Below are 14,443 nucleotides of genomic sequence, written 5' to 3'. Positions count from 1 at the left end.
CGGGCGTTTGCGTGTTCATCAGGCCATCAGGCCTGCAGGTCAGCAAGCCATCAAGTAATCAAGTCATCAGGCCAGCACGTCACCACGGGGTACCTGGCAGCGTCAGACGATGATGCCCGGCCTTGAGGCCCTGCTCGATGAAGCGCCTGTCCACCTCGAACTGTGCCTGGGCAAGGATGGCCTCCACCACCTTGTCGGCATGTTGTTGCAGCAATGCCAGTTGCGCGTCATCGCTGCCCAGCAGTGACAGTGTCTTGAGCAGCGAGAGCAGCGCCAGACAGATCGAGAGGTCATCACGACCATAGTGCAGGATGGGGGAGATGCTGCGGTAGAGCAGACTGTCGAAGCTCTCCATCTCCCAGCTGACCCGTATGTGATCTTCCTCATCCACGCAGCAGTTGCACAGGGGCAGCTGCATGCGCTCACTGAGCAGTTCGGTGAGTTGATGCAGGCACAGGCGTGCGGTGCCCGGATCATTGATGCCGGGGGACAGCGCCTTGATGGCGACTTCCATCAGCTGGGTCAGGCCGTGCTCGTGAAGGTCATCGACGGATTCCCCATCCAGATAGCCCAGTGCCGCGCGCAGCTTCTTGATCAGTCCTGCCTGATGGTGCTCATCGAGCTCATCACCCGCCGAGACGCCTTCGGGCAGGCCCGCAGGCCATTCGATGCGCATCAGCGGCATGCCACTGACGATGAAGGCCCCGAGCGCGAAGTCCAGGTGCACGATCATGTCGTGGTCGATGGCCAGCTGGCGAAGGGCCGCGAAATCGACCTGCTGCACATAGCCGCGTCGCTTTGCTCTCAGCAGCTGGCAGCGTGACGTGTCGCGAGTGATCTGGCGCTCGCCGAAACCGTCGTGGCGATTGCGCTCTCGCAGTCGTTCAAGCGAGACCCGCGTGCGCCCGGACAGGCGGCGAGCCACGGCATTGATCTGCACGGACTGTGATGCCTGATGGATGAAGTAGATGAACATCCCCAGGCAATTGACCATCATCAACACGCCCAGATAGACCGCGATGGAGCGCCATAGCGTTGGCGAATCGCCGGTATTGGGTACCATCAGGTTGATGAGCAGGAACAGCAGACTGCCCAGATAATGTCCCAGCACCAGCTGATGGTGACGCTCGGTCACCAGCCCCAGCAGCAGCTTGTGGGAGAACTGTGCGCCCGCCTGGGTCAGCACGCTCATCACCATGGTGAAACTGAAGACCATCAGCGAAATGAGCCCGCCGACCAGTGCCGCCAGCAGGGTGCGCGGCGTGTCGTGCTCCTTGAAGGTCAGGGCATTCAGCATCTCGCTGGCTGGCAGTTCATGTGGCTCGGGGAGGCCGGAAGGCAGCACCGAGATCAAGCCAAGCAGGATATAGAGCGTCGCCAGCAGGCTTGGCAGATAGGCGATGCTGGTGGTGAAGGTGCGTAACCACATCAGCGGCTGTTGCAGCCAGCGATTCATGGGCAATTCCTGATCCTGTGAGTGGCGCGACGGCGTGTGCGACGGACGGCCGTGAGTGACGGCAAGCATTCGCCCCGTTATCTCCCGTGTTCGGCCTGACTGCAAGTGCCAGAGGCGACGCGGGAGCGCCCTTGTGAGGCTTGCCTCAAACGCAGGACGCCCTTGCGGCGTCAGCGGCAAGGGCGTCCTGGTCAATCCAGCGGTTCAGATCACCGGATCAGGCATCGATACGCTTGTACTTCATGCGCTTGGGCGCATCGTTGCCGACACGCGCATGGTAATCCTCTTCGTACTCGCTGTAGCTGCCCTCGAAGAACACCACGTTGGAGTCCCCTTCGTAGGCGAGGATGTGGGTCGCGATGCGATCCAGGAACCAGCGGTCGTGCGAGATGACCAGTGCACAGCCCGGGAAGGCGAGCAGCGCCTCTTCCAGTGCACGCAGGGTCTCGATGTCCAGGTCGTTGGACGGCTCATCCAGCAGCAGCACGTTGGCGGCCTGCTTGAGCGTCTGCGCCAGCTGCAGACGACCACGCTCACCACCGGACAGATCAGACAGACGCTTCTGCTGATCCGTGCCCTTGAAGTTGAAGCGGCCGACATAGGCGCGCGAGGAGACTTCATGGCCATTGATGTTGAGCATGTCCTGGCCGCCGGAGACGGCTTCCCAGACAGTCTGATTGTCTTCCAGGCCATCACGCAGCTGCTCGACGTAGGCGATCTTGACGGTCTCGCCCAGCACCACTTCGCCGCTGTCCGGGGTTTCCTTGCCGGTCACCAGCTTGAACAGCGTGGACTTGCCCGCACCGTTGCCGCCGACGATACCGACGATGGCACCCTGGGGAATGGTGAAGGACAGGTCGTCGAACAGCAGCTTGTCCTCGAAACGCTTGGTGACGTTGTGCAGCTCGATGACCTTGTCGCCCAGACGCGGTCCCGGCGGAATGTAGATCTCGTTGGTCTCGTTGCGCTTCTGGAAATCACCGGACTGCATTTCCTCGAAGCGGTTGAGACGCGCCTTGCTCTTGGCCTGACGACCCTTGGGATTCTGGCGAACCCACTCGAGCTCCTGCTGGATGGCCTTGTTGCGTGAGGCTTCCTGCTTGGCTTCCTGCTGCAGGCGAGCGTCCTTCTGCTCCAGCCACGAGGAATAGTTGCCTTCGAAGGGAATGCCCTGGCCACGGTCGAGCTCGAGAATCCAGCCCGCGACATTGTCGAGGAAGTAACGGTCGTGGGTGATGGCGACCACGGTGCCGGCGTAATCGTGCAGGAAGCGCTCCAGCCAGGCGACGGACTCGGCGTCCAGGTGGTTGGTCGGCTCATCCAGCAGCAGCATGTCGGGGCTCGAGAGCAGCAGGCGGCAGAGGGCGACACGGCGGCGTTCACCACCGGACAGCACGCCGACATTGGCATCCCACGGCGGCAGGCGCAGCGCTTCGGCGGCCACTTCCAGCTTGCGCTCGAGGTTGTGGGCGTCGGAGGCCTGGATCAGGTCCTCGAGCTTGGCCTGACGCGCGGCGAGGGCGTCGAAGTCGGCGTCCGGCTCGGCGTAGGCGGCATAGACTTCATCCAGCTCCGCCTGGGCATTCTTGATGTGGGCCAGAGATTCCTCGACGCACTCGCGCACGTTCTTGGAATCATCCAGCTCCGGCTCCTGGGGCAGGTAGCCGACATTGAGGCCCGGCATGGGACGCGCTTCGCCGTTGTAGTCCTGATCCACGCCGGCCATGATGCGCAGCAGCGAGGACTTGCCCGAGCCGTTGAGACCGAGCACACCGATCTTGGCACCCGGGAAGAAGGACAGCGAGATGTCCTTGAGAATCTCGCGCTTCGGGGGGACGACCTTGCCCACCCGGTTCATGGTATAGACGTATTGCGCCATGGAATCCCAATTTGGTTGGAGAATGGAATGACGCGCTGATGATAGTGCCCGTGGTCACGCTTGACCAGTCAGGGCCATCGTTGGCGTGACGGCGGCCATTCCATGGCCGGTTCGCTGACGGGGCTGAACCCCCTGGTCTTCACCGAGAAGCGGTGTGGCGAACCTTCCCTGAAGGGGCATCTCGAGGCCAGCCCCGGCCTCATCGCGAGGCGCTCACTCCTCCTCTCCCCAGTCACTGGCGTCCAGCAGGTCATCATCATCCGCTTCATCGTCCCAGCCTTCACGGATGGAGCGTGCCAGCGCACGTTCTTCCAGCAGGGCTTCGAGGCGCTGGCGCGAGTCGCTGCGCTGGGGCCTGGCGGGGGTGGAGCTGGAAGACAGTTCGAAGTCCACGTCGTTGGTGGCTTCCTCCGCCAGGGCGGTAGCATCGATATCGTCGAGGAATTGTTCGCGGGCCATGGGCGGACCTCCCGATCATGAATCAGTCTGCCAGACGCGAGGCGTCAGACACCGCCTGCGGCGACCTGCCGAAGGCTCCTTCGCTATATAGCGCTGGAGAAGTTCGATGACAAGTCCTGTGTGCGTGGAAGCATGCTCTGGTGGGTCGCGGGGAAGTTTTCGTCTGCGCACGAACGCCAACGCCCACCGGGTGGTGGGCGTTGGCGAGTCGTTCATGACCGAAAGGAGGGGAGCGTGTCAGTGGTCACTCGACATCGCTCTTGCGGGCTTCCCGCAGGCGCTCCAGCTCCTCATGCGCGGTCATCAGGCTGGTGACATCCTTCTGGACACCGACGAAGTACTGGAGATTGTCGTGCTCGTCGAAGACCGGAGTCATGGAGAGTTCGTTCCAGAACAGGCTGCCATCCTTGCGATAGTTGCGCAGTATCTCGCGGCACGGGCGCTTGTCGCGCAGCGCGGCACGGATGTTGTCCAGCTGTGGCTGGTCACGGTCGTCATTCTGCAGAAAACGGCAATCGCGGTAGAGAATCTCGTCGGCGCTGTAACCGGTAAGGCGCTCGAAGCCCTGATTCACGTAGATCAGGATGTTCTCGTCACCTTCCTGTTCGGCCACCACGATGCCATCGTCCGAGGCATTCACCACTCTCTCGAGCAGCTCGGGGCTGATCATGTGGGGTCTTTTCATCTGGCACTGATCCTTGCGGCTAAAGAACCCGGCCCTTGTGACCGAGCCCGAGAGTACGGGTATCGGGTGCCTGTCCGTGTGCCCGGACATTCCAGCACCATCATCGGTTTCACTATGGCGGGGAGACGCGGCTTATGCAATCGCAGCCGCTGATGTGTCGGGGGCCAGCGCCTGTCCCGGGCCCCCGTCGCGAGGTTTGGCAGACCGCTCTGTCCGGTATCAGTCGTCTTCCACTTCCGGCAGACGTTGCGCACACAGGGCGGCCGCCGTGGCGACACCGGCCAGAATCAGCAGCAGCCACTCGCTGCCCAGCCATTGGGCCAGACCGCCGATGGCAAGACCCAGCACCAGCATCAGCACGCCGGTGAGGGTGTTGGACAGAGCCACGTAGAGCGCGCGATTGTCAGCGCTGGCGAGATCCACCACGTAAGTCTTGCGTCCCAGGCGGATGCCGGAATGTGCGATCACCAGCAGCCCGTAGACCACGGCATAACTCCAGACGCTGTCGGAAAGCGCTCCGGGCCACCACACCATGCTGCCGGCCAGCGCGCAGCACACGGCGGCACCGGCGCCGGCGTTGCGCATCACGCGCCGACTCGAGGTATCGGCAAGCTTGCCCCAGATGGGGCTGGCGACCATGCCCGCCAGGCCTGACACGACCACCAGTACCCCGAGTCCGCCGAGGCTTTCGCCACTCTGCTGCTGGCCCAGCAGCGCGATGTAGGGGAGGGCCAGGGCACTTGAGAGCAACAGCGCACGCGCCAGATTGAAATTGCGGAAGGCGGCGTCATGGCGCAGCTGGCTGAACCCCTGGCGCACGGTGTCCCAGGCATTGGCACCGCCGCTGGTGGCGCCGCGATCTTCCTTGATCAGCGCCGCGCAGAAAGCATTCAGACTCCAGCCCAGTGCCGCGATCGCCATCAGGGTGGCAAGCACCTGTTGACCGGGCTGCTCGCCCAGCAGCATCAGAACACCCCCCGCGAGCAACGTCATGGCGCCGGCCAGGCTGCCACTCCATCCCATCAGGCGGCCACGGCGCTGCTTGGCGATCGTCTTGCCCAGCACGTCCTTGGTGGCGATGGAGGCCACGCCACGCCCCAGTGACAGCACGACCAGACACCCCAGCACCAGGCCACCGGCCAGGCTGCCGCCCAGGCCACCGGCCAGGCTGCCGCCCAGGCCACTGTCACCGTCGCCTCGAGAGAGCAGCGTGATGATCACCAGGCTGAAGGCCATCAGCGCTTGCAGCACGGACCCCGCGACCCAGACCCATTTGCGCCGCGGGAGCGGGCGGATGAAGCCCGCCACCACCAGTTGCGGCAGCAGGGCGCCGGCTTCACGAATCGGCACCAGCAGCCCCACCATCCACACCGGGGCGCCGATCAATCCCAGCAGCCACGGCAGCACCAGGCGTGCACTTGCCAGCTCGTCGGCCAGCTTGGTCCCCAGCGAGGCCAGCAGATGGCGCCAGACATTGCCGGGCTGCTGATGGCAGGCATCCTCGGAGATATCCTTGCACATGCGCGAGTCTTCATCGCCGGTCATGCGCTCGAAGAAGCGGCTCTGGGCGCCGCTGGTGGTGTCCTTGACCTGGTCCTGCTCCGGGCGTTGTCCCGTGGCGTGCTCCTTCTGGGGGTCAGGCGTCCCTGTCGTCGTGGCCTCCGTCGAGGCATCTGACGAGGGCCTTGAGGCCGAGCGCGAGGAGGGAGACGATGGGGACGAGGACGATGACGGGTCTGACATGCATGGCTCCGAAGGTCGGCGGCTGAATCCTCATTATTCCGTGCCCGTGCGGGGATGCCCAGTGCCAGTTGTCGACGCTCTCATCCCTGCACGCATTTCGGCATTGACCCGAACGCCTCGCTGCAGTGAAGTGGGAACGGCAACTCTTCACTCACGATTGGAACGCTCGCTCTCATGGATCAACCGTCCACGCTCAAGATTCGCATTCACTACTGCACCGGCTGCAACTGGCTGCTGCGCGCGGCCTGGTATGCCCAGGAACTGCTCTCCACCTTCGGGGAAGCGCTGGATGAGGTCGCTCTCGCGCCCAGTCACGGCGGGCACTTCGAGGTGCTCTGCCAGCCTGCGCCTGACGCCGAATGGCAGGTGCTCTGGGAGCGCAAGCGGGATGGCGGCTTCCCGGACAGCCGTGACCTCAAGCAACGCGTGCGTGATGTGCTCGACCCGGAGCGCGATCTCGGCCATATCGACCGCGCCAGCCGCGAACAGGGCACTCCGACATCGTGACGAGTGCCCCGATCCGCGTCACCACCATTTCTTGCGCTTGAGCAGCCACATCTGCATCGCGACCACCCCAAGCGTCATGCCGACGAACAGCGTGAAGCCCCATGGGCTCTCGCTGCCGGGAATCCCGCCGACATTGACGCCCAGCAGTCCGGTGAGGAAGCCCAGCGGCAGGAAGACGGCGGTGATGACGGAGAGCAGGTACATGCGCTGGTTGAGCTGTTCGTTGTGCTCACTCATGCGCTGCTCGTGAAGGATCAGGGCGCGTTCCTGCATGGCCTGAAAGTCCTCCACGTAACGCGACAGCTGGTTGGCGATCTCGCGCAGGTCCAGTCGCGCCTGCTCATCGATCCACAAGGGCCCCTGAGCCAGCTGGGCCAGGCAGTCGCGCTGAGGCCCCATGAAGCGCCGCAGGGTGATCAACGGGCGGCGCAGCCGCGTGATGTCGTCGGGATCGATCTCCACGTCATTGAGCTGATCCTCCTCGAGGATCGCCAGTTGATCGTCAAGGCGGTGGCTGAGCTCGGCGACGCGATCAACCAGCGCATCGCTGATCATCGCCAGCAGCCAGGAGATGTTTTCGGCCCCCTGGCCGGCTTCCAGCTGCTCGCGTACCTGGGTGATCGACTGGAAGGGGCGTCGGCGCAGGGTGATCAGGCGAGTCGGGCTCATCCACAGGCGCAGGGACAGCAGGTCTTCCGGCGCGGCACCCGGGTTGAGATTGATGCCGCGCAGGGTGGTGACGATGCCGCCGCCGAAACGTGCGACGCGTGGGCGTGTGTCCAGCTCGGTGAGGGCCTCGATGCTGGGATCATCCAGCTGCGCGATGCCGGCGAGATAATCATTGACGTCGCCTCGCGTGTAATCGAGGTGCATCCAGATCAAGGCCTCCGGCTCATGCCAGGCCTGGCGCAGCTCATCATCGCTCAAGAGGGTCGCGCTGCCCTTGCCGTCGAGACGGTAGGCGCTGACCAGCGCCGTGGAGGGGGGATCGGGCTGCGGGTTGGCGTGCGGTAGCTGCGAGGAGGGGCTGCTGGTCATCGTAAAGCGTCCTTTGCGTACACGGGCTTGCAGCTGCACGCCACGCGCGCGATGCTCAAGCCTGCGACGCGCATGGCGGGCATGGGCGTCAGGTCGACACCGCCAGGATGGCGGTGTCCGAATTGCGAGGAAGCATGCCATGAGTCAGGACAGGGAGGCCATGCTCTATGGTCTGGGAGCGGTCGGGTTGTGGTCGACCGTGGCAACGGCCTTCAAGCTGGCGCTGGCGCAGATGTCGCCGCTGGAGCTGGTGTGGCTGGCAGCGCTGGTCTCCTGGCTGTTGATCGGCGTGCTGATGTGGCGTCAGGGTCGGCTGCGCGAGGCGCTCGCCAGCGGCTGGAAAGGCGGCTGGCGGACAGCGGCCTGGGCCGGACTGATGAACCCGGTCGGCTATTATCTGGTGCTGTTCGGCGCCTATGCACGTCTGCCGGGGCAGGAGGCCATGGCGCTCAACTATACCTGGGCACTGGCGATGGCCTTTCTTGCCGTGCCGATCCTCGCGCAGCGCCTGACGCGCATCGATGTCGCGGCAGGGCTGATCGCCTACGCCGGGGTGTGGACCATCGCCACCCGCGGGCAGGTGTTCGATGTCGCCTTCGCCGACCCCCTCGGCGTCGGACTGGCGCTGGGCTCGACCCTGCTGTGGGCCCTCTACTGGCTGCTGAACGCGCGGGATGCCCGCGCCCCGCTGGTCGCCCAGTGGCAGAACTTCAGCGTCGCCTTGCCGGTCCTGACCTTGCTGGTGGCCATCGGGCCGGGGTTTGGCAACTTCATCGGGGACAACGCCAATCCTCAGGCGCTGATGGCCGGGCTCTATGTCGGCCTGTGCGAGATGGGCATCGCCTTCGTGCTCTGGCAGCTGGCGGTCCACAAGGTGTCGCGTACCGCCAAGGTCTCCAATCTGATCTTCCTGTCTCCCCCCGTGTCGTTGACGCTGCTGCACTTCATCGTCGGCGAGCCGATCCTGACCTCGACACTCGCGGGGCTGGTGCTGATTCTGGCAGGCCTGGGCCTGCAGCAGCTGCAGAAGGCGCCGGAGACACTGTCACACACGACATGAGCGCGCTCCGCCCGCGCCTGCATCCTCAGGGGCGTACTAGTCCGTGGGCAGGATCAGACGGCCGGCATCCACCACGATCAATGGGTCCGGCGTGCCGATCAGCCGTGTGTCCTTGCCGGGGTAGTCGAGCTGGCTGAGCACATGGCGCAGTGCGCCGATGCGAGCACGACGCTTGTCATCGGAGCGAATCAGCGTCCAGGGGGCGTGGCGACTGTGGGTACGCGCGAACATCGCCTCGGCCGCGGTGGTGTAGTCGTCCCACTTCTCCTGGGCCACGGCGTCCATCGGTGACAGTTTCCAGCGCGTCAGCGGGTCGGCGGCGCGCTTGGCGAAACGATTGGACTGCTCTTCCCGGGAGACCGAGAAATAGAGCTTGACCAGATGCAGGCCATCCTCGACCCACAGGCGCTCCTGCTGTGGCACCTGGATGAGAAAACGCTCGACCTCGTCAGGGCTGGCGAAGCCCATCACCGCCTCGACTCCTGCACGGTTGTACCAGCTGCGATCGAACAGCACGACTTCACCACTGGTGGGAAAGCGCGAGACGTAGCGCTGGAAGTACCACTGTCCCTTCTCCGTCTCGTTGGGCTTGTCCAGTGCCACGATGCGCGCGAAACGCGGGTTGAGGTATTCCATGAAGCGCTTGATGGTGCCGCCCTTGCCGGCGGCGTCACGCCCCTCGAACACGATGGCAAGCCGCTCGCCACTGTCACGCAGCCAATGCTGGACCTTGAGCAGCTCGATCTGCAGGGCCCGCTTCTCGGCCTCGTAGACCTTGCGCTTGAGCCGCTTGTCGTAAGGGTAGGCGTCGCTGGAGACCGGCCCGAGCGTCATGTGAGGAGTCTCGGGGGCCGGCGGGGGCTGCCCGGTTGCCGCATGCGCGGGTGTCGCTGTGGGGGCTGACTTGCCGGGGGCTGCCTTGCGGGACTTGCTCATGGTGGAATCCTCAGTGCTCTGAAGGGCGAAGCGCCCCGGGCGGGGCACGATGGACGAGCGTGATGAAAAGCGTGGCGGCAGGGCATGACAAGAGGGCTTGTCGGGAGGGCTTGTCGGGAGGGCTTGTCGAGAGGGCGTATCGAGAGGACACGCCCTTCGGGAAACCACCGTCACCTTTGATTCTGACCGGGATGCCCCATGTCATGTTCAGGCAAGGTAGACACGTGCAGGGTCACTGTGTGGCAGGTAGCGCGAGCGGCTCGAGCGTCGGCCAGATGTTGTCCAGCAACCTCGGCTGGGCCTTGGCCGTCGGGTGGATACGGTCCTGTTGCATCAGTTTCTGGCCGGCCGGCGCCGTGGCGATGCCCTCGAGAATGAAGGGCACCAACGGCACGGAGTATTCGTCGGCCAGCGCCCGATAGACCTGGCGGAAGGCGTCGGTATAGGCCGGGCCATAGTTGGGCGGGATCTCGATCCCCAGCAGCACGGGCTGGGCGCCGGCATCCTCCACGGCATCGATCATGCTGGCCAGATTGGATTGCATGCGCGCAGGCGGCAGGCCGCGCAGGCCATCATTGCCGCCCAGTTCGATCATCACCAGCGAAGGGTCGTGTCGGTCGAGCAGTGCCGGCAGGCGATTCAGGCCGCCTTCGGTGGTATCGCCGCTGATGCTGGCATTGATGACCTCAGGCGCATCGTTGCCCAGGGTGTCCTCGAGGCGCTCGTCGAGCAACGCGACCCAACCCCGGCTGCTGTCGATGCCGTAGCCGGCCGAGAGGGAGTCGCCGACCACCAGCCAGGGAGCCGGCGCATCTGCCAGCGCCACCTGAGGCGCCAGCACGGCCACGAGGGTCAGTGCCGTACTGGCAAGCGCATTGCGCAGCCGCGTGAGTCCGGCAGTCTTGCGCGTGACGCGCGGTTCGGCGACTCGGGACAGACGTTGCGTTTCACGGCGATTCACCAGCCATCTCTGCATTCCTCATCTCCATCATCTGCACACGTTTCACATCCGTTTCGGGGACTGGCGTTCATGGCCATCCCGTTCACAACCATAAGCGAGCAGACACGATGTCACATAACGCCTCCATTAACGACGCCCCCTTTGCGTCGGATCAAGCGTCAGTCGCGGCACCGTCAGCAGCGAATCCGCAGGCGCCGACGGCAGTCCTCAATGTCACGGGTCTGACCCAGCGTGTCGCCAGCGGTGACGGCCAGTTGACCATTCTTGAAGATCTAGAGCTTGCCGTGGCAGCCGGCGAGAGCGTGGCGATCATCGGGGCCAGTGGTTCCGGAAAATCCACGCTGCTGGGGTTGCTGGCGGGGCTGGACAGTCCGACCCAAGGCGATATTCGCCTGTTCGGCACCTCGCTTGCCGGATTGGATGAAGACGGGCGTGCGGCGCTGCGCGCGGGGCAGGTGGGCTTCGTGTTCCAGAATTTCCAGCTGCTGCCGACCCTGACGGCGTTGGAGAACGTGCTGATGCCGCTGGAGCTGGCGCCCCGGGGCGATATCGAGGCCAGGGCACGTGACTGGCTGGCGCGAGTGGGGCTGGCGGAGCGTCTTGATCACCTGCCGCGTCATCTGTCTGGCGGCGAGCAGCAGCGGGTGGCGATCGCCCGCGCCTTCGTGGCGGGACCGGGGCTGGTGTTCGCCGATGAGCCCACCGGCAATCTGGATACCGCTACCGGTGATCGCATCGCGGAGCTGCTGTTCACCCTCAACCGTGAGCGCGGCACCACGCTGATTCTGGTCACCCATGATCTGACCCTGGCCAGGCGCTGTGATCGCTGTCTGACGCTGGAAGCCGGCAAGCTGGTCGAATGGCGGGACGATGCCACGGCACCTGCGGTGGCCAAACCGCAAGGAGGGCAGCATGACTGATGCCAGCATGACATCTGACGCGCGATCGCCGCGCGGGGGCGCCATGCGTCTGCCGCTTGCGTTGCGTGGCCTGCTGCGGGACCTGCGTGCCAGCGATGTGCGGGCGCTGTTTCTGGCGTTGATGCTGGCGGTGGCCGCGACCACCATGATTGGCTTCTTTCTGGATCGTCTGGATCGTGGTCTCACGCGCCAGGCGGGACAGCTGCTGGGGGGAGATCTGGTGCTGGAGTCCAGCAACCCACTGGACCCGCGTTTCCGGCAGGCCTTCGAGGAGGCCGGGCTCGAGATGTCGCCGCAGCTGGGCATGGTGTCGATGGCCTCGCATGGCGACAGCTTCGTGCTCTCGAGCCTCAAGGCAGTCTCGCCGGGGTATCCGCTGATGGGGCAGATCGAGCTTGCCTCCGATACGCCCGAGACCCGAATCGCGGGGGCGGACGGCAAGCCTGCCGACGGCGGGTCGGCTGACGGCGAGAGAGCCGCCACGCGCCCCGCCATCCCGCCACCCGGGGAGGCCTGGCTGGTGCCACGCCTGGCCACGGCGCTGGGAGTGTCGCCGGGGGATACCCTCACCGTGGGGCGCAAGACCCTGACCCTGAGCGGCCTGATCACTCGTGAGCCGGACCAGCAGGGCGGTTTCTCCGAATTCAGCCCGCGCCTGATGTTCAACATGGCGGATCTCGAGGCGACCGGTCTGATCCAGCCCGGTTCACGCATGGAATATCGCCTGCTGGCCGCTGGCGATCCGGCGGCGGTGCAGCAGGCGCGCGATGCCATCGCGCCGCTGCTGGCGAGTGCCGACAATGCCGAGGTGCGCCTCAAGGACGTGCGCGAGGATCGCCCGCGACTGGGGCGCTCACTGGAGCGTGCCGACAAGTATCTGAGTCTGGCCGGGCTGGTGGCGGTGCTGCTGGCCGGGGTCGCGGTGGCGATGTCGACGCGCCGCTATGTGGAACGCCATCTGGACAGTGCCGCGCTATGGCGCTGCTTCGGGGCTTCCCAGCGTCAGCTGTCACGGTTGTTTGCCGCTCAGCTTGGCTGGCTGGCGCTGCTGGCCAGCACCCTGGGGGCCGTATTGGGGCTGCTGGGGCAGATGGGGCTGGTGGCACTGCTGGAGCGCTTCCTGCCGCTGGAGCTGCCGGCGCCGGGCCCCTTGCCGCTGGCATTGGGGATTCTGACGGCACTGGCGGTGCTGGCCGGCTTCGCCGGTCCGATGCTGCTGCGCCTGCGTCAGGTCAGTGCGCTCAAGGTGCTGCGGCGTGAACTGGCCCCGCTGCCGGCCTCGGCCTGGGTGGTGGTGGCGATGGCCAGTCTGGTGTTCGGCGCCCTGATGTGGCTCTACTCGGGCGATCTCATGCTGGCGGCCGGGTTGCTGGTCGGCGGCATCATCGGGCTGGGACTGTTGCTGGTGGTGGGGCAGCTGCTGCTGTCACTGATGGTCAAGGTGGTGGCGCGTACGCGGGGACAGGGCGGCTGGAGTCGGCCGGTCCGTCTGGCGGGCGGGTTGCTGGCGCGGCGTCGCGGCGCCAGTCTCGGTCAGCTGGTGGCCTTCGCCGTCACCTTCGCGGCCGTGGCACTGATCGCGCTGGTGCGTGGTGATCTGATCAGCCGCTGGCAGGCGCAGATTCCGGCCAATGCCCCCAACCACTTCGCCATCAACATCCAGCCGGGCCAGCAGCAGGCCTTCGGCGAGGAGCTGTCGGCCATCGTGGAGGCGCAAGGGGCGGAGTCGACCCAAGACGGCCTGAGTGAGCTCTATCCGATGGTGCGAGGGCGCATCACCGCCCTGAAAGGCGAATCCTTGCTGGGTCGCTCACAGCAGCGGGCGCTGGAAAATGCCGCTACCCGTGAACGTCAGCCGGACACGGAACAGGCGGCCGGTGGCATGCAGGAAGGCACCGGGGAGGCTGAATCCTCACGCGGCGTGCCCCAGCGTGAGCTCAATCTCACCTGGCATCGTGATCTGCCTGATCACAACCGCGTGACGGCAGGTGACTGGGCGCCGCTCGAGGACTTCGCGGATGCCGAACCCTCGCGGCGTCAGGCCATCGCCGAGGCGCAGGGGGTGCCGGTCTCGATGGAGGAAGACCTGGCGCAGCGCATGGGACTGTCCATCGGCGATAGCCTGTCGTTCACCATCGGCAGCGAGACCCTCAAGGCGCAGGTGGTCAATCTGCGCCATGTGGACTGGGACAGCTTCATGCCCAACTTCTATGTGATCTTCCCGCCCGGGGCGCTCGAGAGCTTCGCCCACAGCTACATGACGGCGTTTCATCTCGAGGAGGAGGGAGCGCTGGCACCGCTGGTGCGCGATTACCCCAGCGTGTCCCTGATCAACATCGACGCGATTCTCACGCGGGTGCAGGAGCTGATCGCCCAGGTCTCGCGGGCCGTCGAGCTGATTCTCGGTCTGGTACTGCTGGCCGGAGCCAGCGTGCTCTACGCGGCCCTGGTGGCCAGCCGCCCCGCACGAGAACACGAAGGTGCGCTCTACAAGGTATTCGGTGCCGGGCAGAGCCTGCTGGCCCGCCTGCAGGCTGCCGAGTTCGTGCTGCTGGGGGCGTTGAGCGGTCTGCTGGGTGCGATGCTGGCGGAAGGCGCGGCGGTCGGGCTCTATTCCGGCTGGCTGGGCCTGCCGGTGGTGCTGCATCCGTGGCTGTGGCTCGGCCTGCCGCTGATCGGCGCTGTGCTGGTCGGCGGGCTGGGCTTCTGGCTGTCGCGGGAAGTGCGCCGCCAGCCGCCCATGGCAGGGCTGCGCGCCCTGCAGTGAGCACGGAAAGGCAGCATCAGCGCAGTGCATGA

Annotated in this window: 12 protein-coding genes; 4 read left to right on the top strand and 8 right to left on the bottom strand. The window is 65.3% G+C overall.

Going from position 1 to position 14,443, the window contains the following annotated elements; all coding sequences use genetic code 11:
* Window positions 1-79 precede the first annotated feature (79 nt).
* The 5 genes from HXS66_RS06765 to HXS66_RS06745 form a co-directional block, all read right to left on the bottom strand.
* Window positions 80-1,456 carry a DUF2254 domain-containing protein gene (locus HXS66_RS06765; RefSeq protein ID WP_127734649.1) on the bottom strand — a complete coding sequence of 459 codons (1,377 nt, stop codon included), beginning with the start codon at window positions 1,454-1,456 and terminating at the stop codon, window positions 80-82.
* Between the two features lie 217 nt (window positions 1,457-1,673).
* Window positions 1,674-3,335 (bottom strand): energy-dependent translational throttle protein EttA, encoded by a 1,662-nt coding sequence (gene ettA, locus HXS66_RS06760; protein WP_077375059.1) that lies wholly within the window; start codon window positions 3,333-3,335, stop codon window positions 1,674-1,676.
* Between the two features lie 213 nt (window positions 3,336-3,548).
* The gene (locus HXS66_RS06755; protein WP_077375056.1) at window positions 3,549-3,794 is read right to left on the bottom strand and encodes a PA3496 family putative envelope integrity protein; all 246 of its coding nucleotides are present in this window, start codon (window positions 3,792-3,794) and stop codon (window positions 3,549-3,551) included.
* A 244-nt stretch (window positions 3,795-4,038) separates the two neighbouring features.
* Window positions 4,039-4,479: a PAS domain-containing protein gene (locus tag HXS66_RS06750; protein WP_077375053.1), complete on the bottom strand. Its 441-nt coding sequence runs from the start codon at window positions 4,477-4,479 to the stop codon at window positions 4,039-4,041.
* A 219-nt stretch (window positions 4,480-4,698) separates the two neighbouring features.
* Complete coding sequence (locus tag HXS66_RS06745) at window positions 4,699-6,024, bottom strand: MFS transporter (RefSeq protein ID WP_176503251.1); 1,326 nt, start codon at window positions 6,022-6,024, stop codon at window positions 4,699-4,701.
* A gap of 372 nt (window positions 6,025-6,396) precedes the next feature.
* On the opposite strand from HXS66_RS06745, the gene HXS66_RS06740 reads away from it, so the two are divergent.
* Window positions 6,397-6,729, top strand: a complete 333-nt coding sequence (locus HXS66_RS06740; protein ID WP_176503138.1) for a SelT/SelW/SelH family protein — start codon at window positions 6,397-6,399, stop codon at window positions 6,727-6,729.
* An 18-nt stretch (window positions 6,730-6,747) separates the two neighbouring features.
* Here HXS66_RS06740 and HXS66_RS06735 read toward each other — a convergent pair whose 3' ends face one another.
* Window positions 6,748-7,767, bottom strand: a complete 1,020-nt coding sequence (locus tag HXS66_RS06735; RefSeq protein ID WP_176503137.1) for a zinc transporter ZntB — start codon at window positions 7,765-7,767, stop codon at window positions 6,748-6,750.
* A gap of 139 nt (window positions 7,768-7,906) precedes the next feature.
* Here HXS66_RS06735 and HXS66_RS06730 point away from each other — a divergent pair, with 139 nt between their 5' ends.
* Window positions 7,907-8,827 (top strand): DMT family transporter, encoded by a 921-nt coding sequence (locus HXS66_RS06730; RefSeq protein WP_176503136.1) that lies wholly within the window; start codon window positions 7,907-7,909, stop codon window positions 8,825-8,827.
* A 36-nt stretch (window positions 8,828-8,863) separates the two neighbouring features.
* Here the strand turns inward: HXS66_RS06730 and ppk2 are convergent, their stop codons facing one another.
* Both ppk2 and HXS66_RS06720 read right to left on the bottom strand, forming a co-directional pair.
* Window positions 8,864-9,763, bottom strand: a complete 900-nt coding sequence (gene ppk2 / locus HXS66_RS06725; RefSeq protein ID WP_176493463.1) for a polyphosphate kinase 2 — start codon at window positions 9,761-9,763, stop codon at window positions 8,864-8,866.
* A gap of 232 nt (window positions 9,764-9,995) precedes the next feature.
* Complete coding sequence (locus tag HXS66_RS06720; RefSeq protein ID WP_176503135.1) at window positions 9,996-10,739, bottom strand: arylesterase; 744 nt, start codon at window positions 10,737-10,739, stop codon at window positions 9,996-9,998.
* 92 nt (window positions 10,740-10,831) lie between these two features.
* On the opposite strand from HXS66_RS06720, the gene HXS66_RS06715 reads away from it, so the two are divergent.
* Window positions 10,832-11,644, top strand: coding sequence for an ABC transporter ATP-binding protein (locus tag HXS66_RS06715; protein ID WP_176503134.1), 813 nt, complete (start codon window positions 10,832-10,834; stop codon window positions 11,642-11,644).
* Between the two features lie 43 nt (window positions 11,645-11,687).
* The gene (locus tag HXS66_RS06710; RefSeq protein WP_176503250.1) at window positions 11,688-14,411 is read left to right on the top strand and encodes an ABC transporter permease; all 2,724 of its coding nucleotides are present in this window, start codon (window positions 11,688-11,690) and stop codon (window positions 14,409-14,411) included.
* Window positions 14,412-14,443 lie beyond the last annotated feature (32 nt).

The sequence above is a fragment of the Cobetia sp. 5-11-6-3 genome (assembly GCF_013374055.1).
Classification (GTDB): Bacteria; Pseudomonadota; Gammaproteobacteria; order Pseudomonadales; family Halomonadaceae; genus Cobetia; species Cobetia marina.
The sequence above is the reverse complement of the archived record's forward strand: the minus strand, read 5'-3'. Positions and strand labels throughout refer to the sequence as shown.